Genomic DNA, 19093 nt, shown 5'->3' on the forward strand with positions numbered 1-19093 from the left:
TTACTAAATACACTTATTATGTTTTATATCCATTAAAAACAACCGCATTCAATGATTCTTAGGCTTTCCAACACCAGTAACGAAGGACAATTTCTAAATGGATTGACTATTAGGAGGTAACAAAATGGCGTCTCCCCCGAGGAAACCGACCCGACCGTCGCAGAAACGACGTTTATCAAAATGGCGTGTCTTTCTTCTGACCGGTGGTTCAATTATGGCAGTGGCCCTGATTGCAGTATTGATTTTTGTAATTTACGCAGTTGCCAAGACTCCAAAATGGGATCCCGCTGCTTTAACAAACACAAAGGAAACTTCTATTGTCTATGATAAAGACGGACAACAAATTGCTTCCCTTCATGCAAACGAAAATCGCCAAATGGTAAAATCCTCAGAAATCCCGGATCTTATTAAAAGGACTTTTGTAGCCGTTGAGGACAAACGTTTTTACAGCCATTATGGTGTCGATCCCATTCGGATTATTGGTTCTGCCATCAATGACATTAAATCACGATCCACTAAAGAAGGCGCAAGTACGATTACCATTCAGCTTGCCCGCAATGCCTTCATTGAGGATCCAACATCCAAAAGCCTAACCCGTAAGGTTCAAGAAGTTGCGCTTGCACTAAAGATTGAACACGAATATACCAAAGATGAAATACTAACTTTTTATTTAAACCGTATTTACTTTGGCGAATCCTCTTTTGGAATCCAGGCTGCAGCGAAAACCTACTTCGGAAAAGAGATTAAAGATCTTACTCCTGAAGAAGTTGCGCTTCTTGCAGGACTTCCCCAAGCACCGAGCGGCTATGACCCCTATGTTCATCCTGAGGCAGCGAAAACGCGCAGAACTACTGTTCTTGGAGTAATGAAGGATGCCGGGATCATCACCTCAGATGAGTATAGCAAATATAAAGACACAACTTTTGCGTATGTCGATAATATGAAAAAAACGCGAACAACATCTCAACAAGCAACGGTTGCCGGTTCAAACTTTAAGTTTCCGTATTTTGTCGACTATGTTATTCAAGAGCTTGAAGGGGATGACTATAAACTCACCCCTGACCAAATCTTTAACGGCGGCTTAAGAATCTATACCACCGTTGATGCCAAAATTCAAAGTGCAGCCGAGGCTGCTTTTGCAGATCCCGCTAATTTCCCGCAAAGCGTCGACAGCACCAAAGTCCAAGGAGCGATGAGTGTCATCGACCCTACAACAGGAGCAGTACGGGCAGTCGTCGGAGGCCGTGAATATACAACAGCCCTTGGCTTAAACCGGGCAACTCAATCTTACCGTCAACCGGGATCAACGATCAAACCTTTAGTGGTCTATGCTCCTGCCTTGGAAAAAGGGGGTTTCTACCCCGGAACCGTCCTCGATGATGAGCCAGTCAGTTATAATGGCGGCAATGGTAAAACCTGGTCACCCGTCGATTTTGATACGGAATCCGCGGGCTGGAAGGGCCGGATTACTATGCGCTTTGCACTGGAGGATTCGGTTAATGTCTACGCCGTTAAACTGATGAATTTAATCGGCGTGGATTATGGCTGGAAATTTGGTAAAGACCAAATGGGCTTACCCTTAGAAAATAGTGATCGGGTACTGAGTTTAGCGTTAGGAACAGCACAGGTCACGACTTTGGATATGGCCTCCGCCTATGGTACCTTTGCCAATAATGGCGTACGTGTTACCCCTCATGCAATTGAGAAAATTCAAGATGCCAATGGCAAAGAAATAATTACACCGAAGATAACAACCGAACGGGTCATGAAAGAAACTACTGCATACCTTATGAACAATCTGCTTCGCAGCGTTGTCACAAACGGTACCGCCTATAGTGCGCAAATTGGAAATTGGGCTGTAGCCGGGAAAACAGGCACAACTTCGCTAGACCCTGCTAAATATGGCAATAAATCCGGAAACCCCGATGCTTGGTTCGCTGGATATACCCCGAATTATGTCGGAGTTGTATGGATGGGCTACGATAAAGATCCTGACGGCAACCACTATTTAAGGAAAGTCTACGGGGGAAGTTATCCGGCTCAGATTTGGAAAAAGGTCATGACCGCTGCACTTCAAGACCAACCTGTTCAGACCGAATTCAAACAACCTGCAGGCATTACCAGCGGGGCAATCGATGCGAAATCGGGGCTTTTACCCAGTAGTTTAACCCCCAGCCAGTTTATTCAAACTGAAATTGCTGCTGAAGGTAATTTCCCCACCCAAACCAGCGATGCATGGGTGACAAAGGAAATTGATGCCGATCATCCAGGTTTCCTTGCCGGCGATAAAACGAGTAACAGGGTTTCTAAGGTCTTCCTTAACATTACCGACCGGGGCTCATATGCTCCTTGGCCAAGTGACGAGGCACCCTATCAGCCTCCGACAGAGTATTATAAAGGAGGGTCTGACAAACCGACCACCTCAACAGCAGGTGATCCACGAATGCCTATTCCGACACTTGGACCTGTCGCTTTTGATGCCGCTAAGGGAGTCGCCAGTATTCCGGTTTCCTACCCTGCTGGAAGTGAAGGTCTAACCTTAGTCCTATATGTACAATATCCTGGTCAAGAGGGCTTCCAATCTTTCACACCTGAAGCTCAGCCCGGAAAATCAAATATCATATCTATTCCCTTAGGAATAGAGGGAAAGGCACCCCCTTCGGGACAATATACTTTTAAAGCTATTCTTAAAGATCCAAAAACGCAGGCTATTTCAGAAACCTCGCCTGTCGTTAAACTAAATATTTAACCTGAAAGGTTAAACTTCTTAAACTAAAACCTAAAAAGAGCCTCATCCACTATGAACAACGATGTATCGTTCTAAGGATGAAGGCTCTTATTTTTTTGGCCTGTATTTTCCCAAGGCTCTATTAAAAAACTACTTTAACTCAACAACGGTAACCCCTAAATCCCCTTCTCCGTGCTGACCTAAGCGAAAAGACTTCACATGAGGATGGCCTCGCAAAAAATCCTGAACCCCAGCGCGCAGAGCACCTGTCCCTTTACCGTGAATGATATATACGACGCCGGCTCCGGTTAATACTGCATCATCCAAATATTTATCCAACTCTTCCGTAGCCTCTTGAACAAGCATTCCCCGAAGATCAATTTCGTTTCGTACAGCTTGGGCTTTCGCCAAGCCAATACGTCCCTGTCCAAACGTCTCCGCCTGGCGCGGTTTGTTTGCCTTTTCTTCTTTGACAAGGCGCAGTTCAGCTAAGGGGACATTTAACTTGATCACACCCGCTTGAACTTGAACCTCTCCGCTTTCATTCGGAAGCTTAAGAACATAGCCTTTCTGGCGCAGCTTGGTAAGATACACGGTTTGCCCAAGGCCGATCTCATTGGGAGATACTCCATCTGTTGCTTTAGGCGACCGCTCTTTAACTCCAACCTTATTCGAAAGATTCTTAATCCCTTGGCGCGCGCGTTCAATTGCCCGCTGGTCCTTGTGTTCTTCTTTCAGGGCCTGTTTCAATTCATCAATCAATTGCTCCGCTTCACGCCGCGTTTTTCGCAGAAGCTCTGTCGCTTCATCTTGAGCTAAAGCGATAAGTTCTTGATAATCCTCTTCAAGTTCTAATGATTTCTCCTTGATTTGACGGCTTTCTTTTTCAATCTTTTGGCGCTCTTCTTGAACACGGCTTTTTTCACGTTCAATCTCGCGCTGGGTATCTTCTAAGTTATCAATCAAATCAGCAACCTGCATCTCCCGTTCTGTGACGAAGGATTTTGCCCGTTCTAAAACAGCGGAATCCAGGCCCAATCGTCCCGCAATATAGAACGCATTGCTTTTGCCTGGGATTCCTATCAATAATCGATACGTTGGACGCAGCGTTTCCGCATCAAATTCGACAGATGCATTTTCCACACGCGGTGTATTATAAGCGAAGCTTTTCAGCGCTCCATAGTGAGTCGTAGCAATGACTCGGCAGCCTCGTTCATGAAGCTCCGAAATGATAGCCATCGCTAAGGCTGCTCCCTCAGTTGGATCCGTTCCCGCCCCGATTTCATCGAGAAGGACCAAGGATCGGCTGTCTGACCCTTGGACAATTTCTACAATATTTTTCATATGGCCGCTGAAGGTACTTAAGGACTGCTCAACGCTCTGTTCATCCCCAATATCAACAAAAATCCGCGTAAATATCCCGAGGCGTGAATCGGATTCGGCTGGAATATGCAGCCCGGATTGCGCCATAGCGGCCAGGAGACCAACCGTTTTCAAAGCGACCGTTTTTCCTCCGGTATTTGGTCCTGTAATCACAACCGTGTCAAACGTCTTGCCGAGTTCAATGCTTAAGGGAACAACTGAACCGCTGAGCAAAGGATGGCGGGCCTCAACCAGCTTGATCTCCTGTTTTTCGGTAAGTTCAGGAGCGCCCGCATTCATTCGTTCACTTAATTGCGATTTCGCCAGTATGAAATCCACATAAGCTAATCCCTCATGGGCATCGGCTATTCGCTCCGCTTCTCCCTCCACATGAGAAGAAAGCATCATTAAAATTCGCTGAACTTCCCGCTGTTCTTTAAGAATAACTTCCCTTAATTCATTACCCAGGTTAACAACGGCCATCGGCTCAATGTAGAGCGTTGCTCCGCTCGCCGATTGATCATGAACAATTCCCGGAAATGCTTGGCGATATTCCTGCTTTACAGGTACGACATAGCGATCGGAGCGTTGAGTAATAATCGGATCTTGTAAGATCTTTTGCTTGGAAGGATTGCGGATGATCCCATCCAGGGTATCTCTGATCCGTTGCTGCAAACGTATAATAGAGCGTCTAAATTCCGCAAGCTCCGGTGAAGCCTGATCAGCGACAGTCCCATCCTCAGTAATACAACGGGATATTTCATCCTCTATCGCCCGCGGCGGATCAATCCCAATAACAACTTCCCGAAAATGGGGTGTTTCGAGCTTTCCGTCAAGAATGCTTTGCTTCACGAGCCGCGCAGCCTTAAGAGTGTCCCGAATATTTAAAAGTTCCTCCGGAGCTAACGTCCCGCCTCGAATGCTTCGTTCCAATAGCGGACGCACTTCTTTTGCCCCTCGTACAGAGAAGAGAGGATTTGTTCTTAGAATGGCTCTACCTTCGCCTGTTTCTTCAAGTGCCGCCTGCGCCTGACCCCGATTGTTATAAGGGCGAAGTGCCTCTGCCATTTCCCGGGCACGGGGCAAAAGGCAGAAGCCCGCTAAACGATCAAGGATTTTATCAAAATCCAATTTACGGATAACCCGCTCATTGATGACCATACTTCTCTCCTTTGATCTCTAAAGATCTTATCTTAATGTTTAAAGTAAATGTTTAAAGTATTCCTCTAAAGTAATGTCCTTTGGTAAACCCTTCAGGGAAGCGCGCTTCCAAATAGGAACTAGCTTCTTCAGCATCTTGTTCTGTTATTTTAGTCCCGCTTAAAGCCTTGTCCCAACCCTCCAAAAAAACACGAACGGTATCCCGGATTTGCTCCGGTGTTGCGCGGTTCAGCTGCAACCGGATATTTTCAATTCCCTTTTGAGCAATGTCACCCAGTTCTTTATAGAGGTTTAAACGTTTAGCATTAAATAAATGCATACGGCAATCCAAATCCGTCTCAATCGGGAAATCATACTTAAGACGGTCTCTTAGGTAATGGGGTTCCCGCACACAGGGTGCACCGCACTGTTTTCCTTTTTTTCCGCCTAAGGTCGCTCCGACTGGGCAGTATTCACTGACCATCATCTCGAGGTCTCCAAAGGCCAAAATTTCCGTTCCCGGCCATTGTCCTAATAAATCCAATTGCTGATGCTCTAATTCCGGAGAAAGGGTAACACCCTTCGCTCCCTGTCTTAGCCAATAAGCCAAAGAGGCTTGGTTAAAAACATTTAAGGAAAAGTCCGTCTCAAATTCCCACTCCGGATCGACTTCCTTTAAAAGCTCCAGTTCTCCAAAATTGCTCAACAAAATTCGCGGACGGTGCTTGGATTCCCTGAGTTTTAGGAGCGCTTTCTGCAACTTAACACTTTGCTCCTCATTGAGGATTCGGGGGAGGCGCCATAAGGCCTGAGCCTCATATTTTTGACAAAGTTCTGCTCCTGACTCGATTTCCTCTATTGTCATTCCCCGTCGTGAACGCCAACGTTCTCCTCCCATCGCAACACGCTTCGCTCCCGCCTGCAGCGCTGCCCGAACGGATTCCAGATCACTTACGGCTGCCGTTAACCGGTAAGCTGCCAAACTCTGAATTTCACGTTTTTGGCGATGATGAGAAACCTTTTGCCCTTTAACCTTTGAGAAATTCATCGGCTTATAGTCTTCACATTCCTCAATTAGCTTTCTCTTCCAATCCCGAACTCTTTGGTGATAAACATCAGACAAAATAGGTTGCCGTACCGGAGCTTCATCTTTCAAAAGTTCCTCTACAGCAGCCCGGCGCATTTCATTCAATTCACTGACGGGAAGCATGACTTCTCCTTGTAAATCCAAAACCAGCTCCTCTAAATAAAAAGGAGTCGTCCCCAAGCGGTTTAACTGCTGAAAGGCATAATCATGGGTCAGCGGGCGTTTCAACGCCTGCTGTGCGGGGTTTGCAGATTGAACCTTGCTCTGACGCTCGCCATCCCGCATTCCCAAGGTAAGGTTTTCTCCCACTGCACCGCTCAAACGAGCTTTAAGCGGGCGCTTGCGCTGTTCTTTACCCTCTTGAAAGCTGAGGCGGGCTTTTTCCATCAGTTGTTCATCAAACGTCTTAAAGATTCGATCGCCCAGTCTGGCTTTACTGCCCGTAAAAGCTATTTGGACATGCTCACCTGGTTTCCCTTCAGAGATTTCCTTTTTACCCTGCCAAATCGTGCCTACGGAAATTCCCTCACGGCCGCGGTTTGTCCAAATCTCGATCCCATCGCCTGGGCGAAGCACTGTTTCTAATTTCAATTCTACTCGATTATCGTAGGTTTTTATAACTCTTCCCAAGCGAGCTCCCCGGTTATTCGGGCGCATATAACTCATGAGTTCCGCACCCGGATGTTCTTTGAGATAGGCTTGCGTGAAATCACGGTTAAAGATTTGCAAAAGCTCCTGTTTTTCCTCTTCACCAATAGGTTCTAAGCCGCTCTGCTGTGCTTCCTCAGATAGAGTATAATCCAAGGCCTGGCGGTATACTCGAATGACTGTCGCTACATACTCAGGCCGTTTCATCCGACCTTCAACCTTTAAGGAATAAACGCCGCTCTCTTTAAGCAGATTGATTTCTTCCACTAAATTCATATCGCGCGGACTTAAAAGATGTTCCCCTGGATTTGACTCCTTTAAAACATCTGTCCGTTCCTCATTTACTAACTGATAGGTCATCCGGCAAGGCTGAGCGCATCGTCCCCGATTTCCGCTTCTTCCTCCGATAAAACTGGACATCAGGCATTGTCCGGAATAGCAAACACAAAGCGCACCATGGACGAAAACTTCGATATCCATGGGTGTCGACTGAGCAATGGATGTCATTTCCTCCGCTGAAGTTTCCCTTGCTAAAACAACGCGCTGGAAACCTAAACCTTCCAAATGTTGGGCGCCCCAAGAGGTATTGACCGTCATTTGAGTGCTGGCATGGCGTTCGATTTCAGGCAAAATGCTTTGAATTAACTCGGCAACTCCAACATCTTGGAGAATGAGCGCATCCACTCCTATCTCATAAAGGGAAAAAAGATACTCAAAAAGCTCTGGGAACTCCTGATCGGCGATCAGGATATTTACGGTTGTATAGACCTTTACGTTCCGTTCATGGGCATATTGAACTGCATGCCGAAGCTCCTCGGTATCAAAGTTTGCCGCGCTGGCACGTGCGCTGAAGCTTTTTCCCCCAAGATAAATCGCATCCGCCCCATTCTCAACCGCTGCCTTAAAGGCTTCGAAGGTACCGGCCGGAGCCAGCAACTCCATCGCAGGTCTGTTAGAGTTTATTCGATCCGCCATTTTTATACTAATCCTCTTTTCTGCGAAAATAATTGTCTCCAGTTGCTTCATTAATATCTTTAAACAAATATCTTAAATAAAAATAAGGCTATCCTTATTATTTCTGCAAAATAACTTCGAGCATTCAGGGATGCTCTTAAACCCATAATAAGTCCAACCTTTTTAAATTATAAACGTTATTGAAATGGACGTAACTTACGGTTAATCACTTAATTACCCCAGCTACGTCCTCTTTTTCTTTTTTATGTTTTCATTATACAGGTATTCAGCCAAAAACCAAAGAATGAAATACTCTTTTCTCTTGCTGTCATTTTAATAGTATATAGAAAAAGTATAGTTTTATCAAGGCAGCATAATATGCCCTATCTCTAAATACCAATGAACAATTTTCCAACCCCATAATATACTGATCAAGGTTCCAAGAACAATGAAAGGACCAAACGGAATAACACTTTTTCGGGTAGCCCTCCCGATTAGAATTAACACAAGACTAAAGAGTCCTCCCAGAACAACAGAAATAAAAAGTGCGAGTAAGGTCATGCGCCAGCCCAAAAACAAACCAATCGGCGCCATCAGCTTCACATCACCCAGGCCCATAACCTCATCACTTTTGTAAAGAGCTGTTCCGATCAATAAAACAGCCAGCAAAAAACCTGAGCCAATAACGAGACCGAGCAATGGATTCCACCAATTCCGGTCAGCATAAATCTGAAACGGTCTGAACAAATTGTAGATTAAAAGGACTCCTCCCGCGCAAAGACCGGCGATAACAAGTTCATCCGGAATAATCATATGTTCCGCATCAATAAACAAAACGACAATTAATACATAGCTCAAAAATAGGAAAGCAGCCAGATCAATCGTCCATCCCCATTGAAAATACAAAACCACAGAAAGTATACCCGCTAATAACTCCACGAGAAAATAACGAGGGGATATCTTCTGCCTGCAATACCGGCATTTTCCACGCGCCAACAGGTAGCTTAAGAGCGGTATAAGATCCACAGGCTTTAGTCGCGTATTACAGATTGGGCAGCGGGACGGCTGAAATACAGTGGAGTCTTCCTTAGGAATTCGAAAAATACAAACATTAAGATAAGATCCTATCGCTAAACCTACGATAAAGACCAGCACACCGTAGGTAACTTCCATATCATTCATCCTTTTTAAAATTTCTAACCCTACCCCATTAATGAAGTTTTGGGGACGAAACAACATAAATTTTCAGCGATGGCTCAGAAGTGATATTATATTCAGATTGATTAACCGCATCCTGCGCTGACGTTTGATGAGTTAATGTAACCGTAAAACTCTGCCCTTCCTGCATATCACCGTCTCCCAAGGTTATTGCGGCATATATTGTGTACGTACCATCCGGAAAAGCGGAGTCCTTGGGATATATTTTTTCATGGTCGCCGTTATCCACATTAAATTCGATTTCCTTACCGTCGCATAACACCTTGGAAATTTCAACGTCCATCGTACTTCCACTTAAACTATTGGCCAAATCCAATTTGAAAGAGGCTGCCGGCCGGATTAGTGTAAAGCCAATATTGGTTTGCAGTGCCTCATTCTTAATGACAGACATTTGCGAATACCCGCTCCGCGACGTTATACTCGGGTTCTGAATGATATTTTCATCCACATTATTGAGGAGAACTTCCTGACTCACCTGCGCATTCGAATCGTCAAAAGCAACGACTTTAACTTTGTAGGCTTTAATATTCGGATCGGCTGTTTTCGCAATGCTGACCGGCTGTATTGCACCATTTTGCAACCTTGAATTAACATCGTCTGCCGCTCTAAAGGATTTAACCTTCTGATAGTCACTGAAATTCGATCCATCCTGACTCGTTGCCAGTTCAATATCAGCATTTAGATATTGATCCCTGAGATCAATGTCTGTGGCCTTAAAAGAAAAATCAATACTCGTTGATACAGTGGCAATATTCATCCCATCGCTAATTCCATGGATCTCCAGCGTTGGCGCATGATTGGCCCCACGCGAAGCCTTAATGATCGTGTTGACAAACATTTTATCTTCTTCGACGGAATCCGGTCGACTATGACCTGTTCCCGAAAAAGTAATCGTCCCTTTAGTATACGTAAAATAGTCATTTCGTCCGTCGCCCGGATGAGCGTAAATGGTGCTCCGTGATGAATTTTTCAGAGTATAGACCGGAACAATATTTTCATCCTCTAAATCCAATTGAAAATATTGAAAATGAGTAGGTGCGACTTGAATATCCCCGAGAATAAAAGGAAATTGAGTCACCAAATTATCATTGATTTTATGGGCTTGAGTCGTCGTCTGAAACGTTACCAAACCGTTTTTTAATCCAAAGTTAGCGCGATCCAGCGTCAAATTGCTAAAACCATAGGAATCCTTGCAGGCATTCGGCATGGGATCATAATATCGCGTGGAGTCCGGTGCCGTGCGGTAATAACGTTGTTGGCCTAAAAGACTGCGGAAATTTTGAGTCATATTATAGGCCCATGTACCTGGACTTTTGACATCGTATGTCTGCGTATCGTGAGTAAACATAACACTTTGGTTCGTTTTGATAAAATTTTGCAAAGCCTGAAGTGCATTATTATTCGTTAAATCATTACCTCCATATATATCCGCAAAGCCCATAATGACCATGTCATAGTTACCATTTAAATCTGTCGGTGCCGTTTTATTCTCACCGTTAACCTTGGCGGGCTTGCTGGGCGGAGTGCCGAACTGCAAATCAGCATACGCCGCATTAAAATCGCTTACACTCATTTCTGTAACCGAAATATTATAAACTCCCTCTTTATACAGTAAATTTTGTCCATTTGCATTCTTTAGATCATCGTAAACGGAAAATGTATTTCCGCTCGGTTTCAGTTGTAAAACCCGAATTTTCAATTCATTGCCGCTGTCTGCTTTAAATGCAGTCGCTCCTGTAACATAGGATTTTGCTCCTGTTCCATTATCGGTTATTTCCAGCTTCCAGGGCTGCAGTCCAAGTCCAATCGAGGTATCCGGCAAACGATAATTAACCGTACAGCCCGTACCGCTGTTGCGATGATCCAATTCATAAACCTGTTCAGATTGACCCGCATAATCATCTTTTGCTTTGAAAATACCGTCTCCGTTAATATCTTGGTATAGTTTTACCGTTAAATCGTTGGTACTGCTATTACTCCGGATGTCAAAATTAAAGCCCATCGACTTATCCTTCTGATAACTCTTGTCTGTGCCATCATATTCACTTGGTTTACTGTTTAAAGTAAGTTCAGGTCTTTTCGCGACTTGGCTGTTGTTCATATAAACCGAAAAAGCAGTTCTTACATTTGACGCTTTACAAAAACAAAATGAAGTATCGACTAAAACAACATTAGGATAGTTGGCATTATTGACATCGCTATGAAAATTTTGATAGAGCTTTGTATCTTTCAGGCAAGACCAAGCGTTGAATATGCTTTGATCGAAAATAGTCAGCTGCTTTGAGCTGATAAAGTCCTTCAAAACCGCAGCTCTTTTATTCGTGATATCATTATCGCTGTAATACTCCTTTGAACAAATACCATTTATTCCACCCTCAGGAAGAATAGTAATGCCGAAGTCACTTCCCAAGGCGGAATAAGATGCTGGGTTTAGCAAAGAGCCCGTATTGTTGCCGATATAGACAATATCATATTTACCGTTGATTTCGTCGATTTTACTAATAAATTCAGGCATAGACATCTGTGTCAGATGCACCGTACGATCAGGGATGAAAGACCAATCAAAGTTCGTTAAATCGTATGACGTTCCCGGCTGCACTTCCAATACTTCCAGCGCCCGAACACTCTGAGCCTGAGCCGGTGCCACCCCATAGGGTATAGGAAGGAAAGTCAAACTTATGAGTAAAGCTAATATAATCGGCCCTAACTTTTTGACTTTCTTCATCATACGCGTCACTTGCAGCTTATCTGCAAGCTCACCTCCCTTTTCCATTTTTATTTGAAAAATCAGTTCTGTTCTTCCTTCCATTCAAGAACTGAATAACGTACCGCCCCTTTGTCGCGCATCCCTCCATCAGAGGCCGTTGTTTCATAGCTCATACTATAGTCCGTGCCCATTTCTCCCGGAGCAAAAAATGCTCTGGCAACGCCGTTAGTTCTTAAAATGTACCGAATTACACCCTCATCATAGCTAATTGTTGGGTTCCCTGATACCGTTACATTGCCTTCACAAATGATTGCCCCTTTGAATGACCCATTGCCATAAAGATTCAAATTTCCTTCGCAGTAAATGATCCCACTGCGATCACCCGAAAGTTCCAAGCTGGTAGTGCTATCGGTATTCTGCTTAATATAAACAAAGGAATAAGGCAGCTTTGAAAAGGTCGCGGCAACTCCGGAACGCAGCTTGCCGGAATCATTAGGATCAAGCACCACTGCCTTATCCACAAAATCTGTATTGAAACGAATCGCTTGTTTATTTGCGGTGCCTAGATTCTGGGTCTTGGCAACAAAGATATTGCTCAAATAACTTTTGAAGGTATCATATGCTAACTGGTTATCCACGTAGTTGGAAATTGAATTTGAACTAAAAACACTGGCTTTAGGACTGGGCCCTTGATGTACGATTGCTGCGCCAAGAGAATATCCCTTAACGGTTGATCCGGAAAAAATGCGAGTCACAAACTCCTTATTTGCCAGAGAATCCATAAGTTGACGTATTTTAGCATCGAGAATATCTGAACCCGGTTCACTCCTATTCTCTCCCCGCAGCAAATAGAAGGATTTGATTTTACTCTCATCCGCTGTCTGCGGATCCGTTGTGTATTGATCATAAACATAATTGTACGTCCCTGCGAGAGACTCGGACACATTGTCCAAATAGGAACTAAAGAGGGCACCATTTCTGGCTGTTATACTTTCACCCGTTTGATAAAACAAATTATTACTATCCCACGCAAAGCTGCTTGTTCCATTTTTCTTTACTCCGTTGTACTGAACAAAAGCCGTTCCTGGTACGATAAAATTGCCCTTGAAGTTTATCGTGCTGGATTCGGGCGAATTATTAATGACTGAGCTGCTGGCATTCGGATTCCCATTGGCTGCAGTTGAATTAACTCCGATGTAGTTTCCATCCACTGTGATTTCGGAATTTGTGCCATCCATTTGAATATCATCATAGGTGCTGACATTTCCTTTGACTTCAATTTGGCCTTGATCAACTTTCCGTCCCTCATAGCTTTCGTCAATAGACAGGCTGTTGCAGTAAACATTTCCCCCGTTTGCGTCCTTATATACAAAAGGAATGTACTTTTTTCCGTCCGGTATGGAGTCCTGAGTATAATCCTGAAGATTTACGCTTGAATCACAGTCGGCTGCTTGAGTATCAAAAAACAAATTATTTGGCAAATTATCTTTGGAAAAGATTTTACTTTTCATATCAATGCTTAAATTATTGGGGTATTTAGCGACTGTTATTCCGGCACTCTGATTGCTGTCACTCGCGATGATATGCAAATTGCCTTTGGAATAGACATTGCCATTGATTGTCACATCAGCACCGGCACTATAAATTCCTGCCTTTTGCACAACATTATCGTTTAAAATCGTGTCTTCGTCCTTGTCCGCTGCAAAAAGATCCCCGTTAATGGTAGTTCCTGTTCCTTGCTCAAAGCCAATACTGCCGGCGGCAGTAATTGCATTGGCCCAGACAGGATTTCCTTTGATGGTGAACTTCTTCGTCTGCGGCAACGCATTAAAAGCATACTGCACCTTCAACTTAACCGATACGGATTTACCGCTAACGGTATCCGGATTGATGTTGTTTTTCGTCTCCAATTTTACGGCCAGGCTGCCCTCATCCAAAGCCTTTTGCCCATCTGTCCCGCCATCAAACAGCGCATTCTGGTAATCGTTCAACGTTGCATTAGAGTCCTTTAGGTAGGTAACCTTCGTATATCCGTTACTGGAAAGCAATTCGGCTGCATAATTGAAATAAAGTCTTTTTAAAGCATCCTGCACAAATTCCTTGTTATTTTCTTGATAAGGACTATCGCTCATGTCCGTCAAATAAGGTTCGACTTTGCTTTTCCACTGGCCATTAATATAGGTCTGAGCATCTAAGGAAACTCTTAATTCGTCAGATGAGATATCCACAGGATTATCCGTTAAGTAGTATTGAGCTGCCATATAATTTTGAGCACGTATTTCCGCCTCTTGCAGCAACGTGTTTAATTGGTTCACCTGATCTTCCGCATTGCTATCCAATTCATAATATTCCTTAGACCAGTTCATATATTTAGCACCCATCTGGACACCGGCCAGTGCGGTCATCATGGAAACTGCCCCGAAGGTCATCAGCACCGTAATGGTTGCAAGCGTCAAAAGCATGGTATTCCCTTTTTCATGATCAGAAACAGTGCATACCCGTTGTGTCATATTCATATCTCCAGTCTTAATTCCTTAATGAAGATACTTATTAGCGGAATAACTGAGCAACTTTTCGTTCGAACTATCGTTTAAACGATAAACCTCGAGATCTAATTGATATCCCAAGTCAGTGGAACTAGTAACAGGAACATAGGATATGTCCACGGTTCCTCGGACAGTATTAAGGATCACGATTTGATCAGAAGTAATTTTCGGATTCTCGACTTGAGCATTAAAGACATAAAATTCTGCTTCGGCATTTGAGGTATTATTGGTTACATATATATTTCGAGGGTACGTTCCCCCAGCTGGAAAATTAACTTGAATCGGGATTAGGTTATTTTTTATTTTTGAAGAATCCACTCTGTCTAATTCCGTATATGAGGTTTCATCATGTGCTTTGGCCTTAATGATATATTTTATCTGTTGACTGCTACTTCCATCGTTTGCCTGTTCTTCGATTTCGGAGATCTGCACATCACAATCTGTAACCGCTCCGCTATCGTCTGTATAGGCTGCTAAATCCAAGGAGGTGGCGGAATCCGGTAAATACACATTCCCCGAACCGCCGCTTGGTATAGATGTTAGATTACTGTCAACCCTGAAAGCAGCTCCCGTGGAATCCGCCAACTTCACACCTGCCCTGTTGTAATATGTACTTGTATTGTATTTCATTGGATCGATATCAGGGTCATTTTTAAAGGCTTCGGCCTGATTAACTGCAATCACATTGGCAATATCCATCTCTTTTGCTTTTTGATTGAAAGTCCCTGACAACACAAACATTTGGAAGATTACAGACGAAACAATGGCCACAATAGCCAGCGCAGCAATGGTTTCAACCAGTGTAAACCCCCGATTGTCAAGTTTCATTAAAATCACCCGTTTACGGTTACATTACCGCTTTTATTCACCAAATTAAAACGCGGTGTATCTTTGTCATCATTGATAATATTAACAACCAATGGATAGTCGGTATTATTTTCGACCATCATATCCAAGCTGACCTTGTCTCCTGCACTCTTGCGGTGCTGGGAAATGACATCAAATCTCAATTTCCCTCCGTCCAAAATCAGATTTCCCTCCTTGCTCTGGGTCGTTGTACCGAGAGCATAAACATAGGAAAAATGGCCCAAACTGCCGCTGACAGTCAACTTGCCACTAACCTTGTCATTGGTATTACTGTAAAGTTCTGTTCCGTCCTTGGTATAATCCCCCATAATCACTTTTGGAGCATTATCATCATAGGTATTCAGGATAAGATAAAAATTAGGATTAGGGTTTGATGCTTTAACAGGGGCTGCACTCGCTGTAGGTGCAGGTGCAGCTGCGTTATTTATACCTCCGAAAGCAGCAAATATATCGAATTTACCATTGATCGCAGGGGTTTCCATCTGATAATTGCTATTATCGTCCTGACCCTTGTACCCCAAATATTCCACAGCCAGCTCACCTGTCAAAGCATTGTTATCACCCTTAGTAATGGTGATCCCTCTAACCAAAATCCGACGCTCGTTCTTTTCTAAGTCGCTTATAAAGTTATACAAGGCTTCATAGCTTCCGGAGAAGTAAATATTGATATCGTCGACTAAAACCATACCGGAGGCGTTTTGAGGTGCTGTATTGCTATTATTAGCCGGAGGAGTTGGGGCCGCAGCACTGTTGTTTCCGTTATTCTGTGATTGAGCAGACGGTGTTTTTCCTGCAGCAAAGTCTTGTTTGCTGAGCATTGATACATTAGTGAAGGTTATGCCCTTAATCATCAGTTGTCTTTCACCGGCATATTTATTGACGTTGAGGATAATATCTTCCTGTGTTAAATTAGACGGCAGCTCCGCTCGAAGAGTATTCAGCTTATAATCCAGAAGTTTAAGCTGTTCGTCAAATTGATTCTTATTCGCCATATCCTTGTTCAGATTCATCAATAGCGTTTGTTGAGCGCGGTAATGGGTTCGTTCACTGCTCAACTGCTGCCACTTTGGGATAATCAGATAATGAGCTAGGACATAACCCTCTAAGATAAAGATCAAGAGACCTAATAAAATAAACTCCCTTTTAGAAAGCAATAAATGCTTTCCCTTTAAGTTTATTTTTTTCTTTTTAAAAGGGTTTAGCTTTTTACCTCTGAGTAGATTTAATTTCTTGTTGGACGATAAATCAAGCTTCAACATGTTGACATCACCTTTTAAGCTTTAACACTGCTGTGAAATCATAGATATCTGCTCCGGAATTAGAATTGCTCCCTTTTGTATTGTTGATATTCGTAAGAGACACATCAGTGAAAAGCCCCGTTCCCTTAAGTTTGTAAACGAAATAAGCAATATCGTTAATATCTTTCGATTTTCCGACCAGATTCAAATTCCCGGATTTGTCCACTGAATAGTTAAGCATAAACACATCCTCCGACATAACTCCGGCAACTCTATCCAAAATATGCGTATTGATCGTGGTATTCGCAACCACTGTCTTGATAAAGCTTGACATCTGAGCAATTTCCTCCTGTTTCACCTGAATATCTTTCTTTTCTGTTTCAATAGCTGCATAGGCTCTAATCTTCTGGTCGATCGCTTTTCCATCTCTGCTGATCTTCCACTCGATTAAGGCCAATATGCCGCAGCTCAACAGGGACGCCAACAAAACTCCTATTAGGATAATCATGGAAGGCTTAACGAACACTTGATACCCGCGTTGACTTTTCTGCTCATTTTGCAGCAGATTAATATCATTCATGTTTTCTAGTCCTCCCGCAAAGCCGCACCAATAGCTGGCAGCAAAATGTAAAACTGTTCCGAGGCTTCAGGGGAAACATGCTTAGCTTGGGCTAAATGGACGGGAAGATTAAAGATTGCGCTGAAATAACTCTCCAATCCTGGAAATACGCTGCCGCTTCCGCAGAGACTGATACTGTTAATGCCTTCTTTCACTTTGTTATAGCTGCAAAACTCAAGGGTTTGCCTGATCAGATCCTCAAGGAAAGCATACCCGATTCGGATGCAGGCATCGATTTCCTCCCGACCCAGGGACAAATTTTGATAACCATTCAGGCGAGCCGCCGCAATCTCTTCTGGGGCCATATTAAAGTATTTTTCAACCAGACTATCGACAGAAGCCAACCCGCCTGTAACATTTCGGCTTAAGATAATCTTCCCTTCCTGCAATACATTAACCTGTGACATGTTCGTTCTAATATCCACAAGCAAGGCTGAGTTCCCTGTCTGCGGAAAATCCACAAAACTCTTGTAGGCCTTGGCTAGACTATTGGCATTAACATCCAAATATTTAAGAGAAATATCCGCTTTTTCAGCAAGTTCCTGATAATCCTCAATGATCTTGCGCGGACATAAGGTCGTAATTCCCTCCAGAGACTCGCTTGTTCGGTTATAAATCTTAAACGCTAGAGAATGGGTCTGGATTATGTCCGGAAAACTTTGGGATAAGCCAAACCGAACTGCCGGTTTAATTTCTTTATCCTCAAGGGCCGGTAGCCGAAGCTCCCGAACCACGATGCTTGATGCGTTCAGATTGACAGCCGCCTTTTGGGCCGTCAGTTTATGCTCTTTAATAACCTTTTTGATTTCCTCTGCCAGGGCCTGATTATTTAGAATCATACCATCCTGTACGCAATTTATCGGAGTCGGTACCATCGCCCAAGCCATCAGCTCTGGCTGACTGCCCTGCTTGATCAGTGCGAGCTTAATGTTCTGCGAGCCGATATCGATACCCAAGACCTTTTTATCCCTAAACATGTCGTTCCTCCCGGTCAGAAATCCTTATCTGTCGAATCCATCAGATCTTCTTCCTGCTAGACCAATACCGTAGGCTCCATTATTAAGGCGAGCGCAAAGTAACCTGCTGGTTTAAATCCACCGAATTATCGGCAGAAGTAACTTTCAGATCGATCTTTGCACCTGTTTTTTTCATTTCTAGATCTTTGATTGTTGAAATTTCCGTTCCTGAACTGAGATCAGTATTATTAAAGGCTGCAGCATGCTGCTCTCTTAATTTGCCTGTAGCAAAATAAATCCAATAGGTTAAACCTGTATTTTGGGTATCCTTAATTGATAAGACTGGAAACGAATTGGAAGCCAAATCAACATCAATCCCGTCGTGCGCATCATTTTGCCTGATTTTCACAGTTAAATAGGACATGGCGACTCTGGCATCATTTTGAGCATCCACACTGTCATAAGCATTTCTGAAGATTGTTCCCCCGGTCCGCATCATGGATACGAGCATACCCACTATGATACCCATGATCGCCAAAACAGCGATCAGTTCGCTAAGCATAAAACCCCTGCTGTTTTTCCTGGAAACTGATCGCTCTTTCACCGGCTCATTTTCTTTCCGCCTTGATTGAACTAATTTCATAGGCTCCGTCTCCGTTAGTATCATTATAGGTATAGGAATAATGGGCAATGTCCAGATTAACTCCGGTTTGTTCTTGGAAAGCATCCTCCAAACGATTTATTTCTTCCGAAGTTAGATTCGGCATTGAGGAATCGTGTCTCGGATTAGGATAGGCGCCGGTCAGTGCATAATACTCCCGCAGAGCCTTATTTACAGAATATTCCTGGCGGGCACGCTCCGTCTCTCTTGTATCATTACAGATACACACCAAGCTGGGGAAGGCAATACTCAGCGTAATACTGATGATTCCCAGCACAATAACTATTTCAATTAAAGTAAATCCATTATGCTTTGCCAATATCCATTACCTCTTTTAGAAGTAACGTTATTGCCACCGGGCC

At 43.6% G+C, this 19093-nt stretch carries 12 protein-coding genes; 1 reads left to right on the forward strand and 11 read right to left on the reverse strand.

Translation table 11 applies throughout. The features are described 5' to 3' along the window. Positions 1-124: 124 nt before the first annotated feature. Entirely contained in the window at positions 125-2749 is a 2625-nt protein-coding gene (locus ACHOLT_RS03060) for a transglycosylase domain-containing protein (RefSeq protein WP_425805706.1), read from the forward strand. 129 nt (positions 2750-2878) lie between these two features. Here ACHOLT_RS03060 and ACHOLT_RS03065 read toward each other — a convergent pair whose 3' ends face one another. The 11 genes from ACHOLT_RS03065 to ACHOLT_RS03115 form a co-directional block, all read right to left on the reverse strand. Continuing rightward, positions 2879-5251, reverse strand: a complete 2373-nt coding sequence (locus tag ACHOLT_RS03065) for an endonuclease MutS2 (RefSeq protein ID WP_425805707.1) — start codon at positions 5249-5251, stop codon at positions 2879-2881. A 52-nt stretch (positions 5252-5303) separates the two neighbouring features. Continuing rightward, the gene (locus ACHOLT_RS03070) at positions 5304-7940 is read right to left on the reverse strand and encodes a DUF3656 domain-containing U32 family peptidase (RefSeq protein ID WP_425807857.1); all 2637 of its coding nucleotides are present in this window, start codon (positions 7938-7940) and stop codon (positions 5304-5306) included. Positions 7941-8282: 342 nt separating this feature from the next. Further along, positions 8283-9092, reverse strand: a complete 810-nt coding sequence (locus tag ACHOLT_RS03075) for a prepilin peptidase (RefSeq protein ID WP_425805708.1) — start codon at positions 9090-9092, stop codon at positions 8283-8285. Between the two features lie 37 nt (positions 9093-9129). Further along, positions 9130-11910 carry a DUF5057 domain-containing protein gene (locus ACHOLT_RS03080; RefSeq protein ID WP_425805710.1) on the reverse strand — a complete coding sequence of 927 codons (2781 nt, stop codon included), beginning with the start codon at positions 11908-11910 and terminating at the stop codon, positions 9130-9132. 14 nt (positions 11911-11924) lie between these two features. Further along, complete coding sequence (locus ACHOLT_RS03085) at positions 11925-14354, reverse strand: DUF2572 family protein (RefSeq protein WP_425805712.1); 2430 nt, start codon at positions 14352-14354, stop codon at positions 11925-11927. A 24-nt stretch (positions 14355-14378) separates the two neighbouring features. After that, positions 14379-15218, reverse strand: a complete 840-nt coding sequence (locus ACHOLT_RS03090) for a type IV pilus modification PilV family protein (protein ID WP_425805714.1) — start codon at positions 15216-15218, stop codon at positions 14379-14381. 5 nt (positions 15219-15223) lie between these two features. Continuing rightward, the gene (locus ACHOLT_RS03095; RefSeq protein ID WP_425805715.1) at positions 15224-16516 is read right to left on the reverse strand and encodes a hypothetical protein; all 1293 of its coding nucleotides are present in this window, start codon (positions 16514-16516) and stop codon (positions 15224-15226) included. 7 nt (positions 16517-16523) lie between these two features. Next, positions 16524-17075 (reverse strand): PilN domain-containing protein, encoded by a 552-nt coding sequence (locus ACHOLT_RS03100; protein ID WP_425805716.1) that lies wholly within the window; start codon positions 17073-17075, stop codon positions 16524-16526. A 5-nt stretch (positions 17076-17080) separates the two neighbouring features. After that, positions 17081-18091 carry a type IV pilus assembly protein PilM gene (gene pilM, locus ACHOLT_RS03105; RefSeq protein WP_425805717.1) on the reverse strand — a complete coding sequence of 337 codons (1011 nt, stop codon included), beginning with the start codon at positions 18089-18091 and terminating at the stop codon, positions 17081-17083. A gap of 82 nt (positions 18092-18173) precedes the next feature. Further along, a complete protein-coding gene (locus ACHOLT_RS03110) occupies positions 18174-18713 on the reverse strand; it encodes a DUF4860 domain-containing protein (RefSeq protein ID WP_425805718.1) in 540 nt (179 codons plus the stop codon). Then, complete coding sequence (locus ACHOLT_RS03115; RefSeq protein ID WP_425805719.1) at positions 18679-19050, reverse strand: type II secretion system protein; 372 nt, start codon at positions 19048-19050, stop codon at positions 18679-18681. Before ACHOLT_RS03115 ends, ACHOLT_RS03110 begins: the two co-directional genes overlap by 35 nt. Positions 19051-19093 lie beyond the last annotated feature (43 nt).

The sequence above is a fragment of the Desulfitobacterium nosdiversum genome (assembly GCF_049860565.1).
GTDB classification, from domain to species: domain Bacteria; phylum Bacillota; class Desulfitobacteriia; order Desulfitobacteriales; family Desulfitobacteriaceae; genus Desulfitobacterium_A; species Desulfitobacterium_A nosdiversum.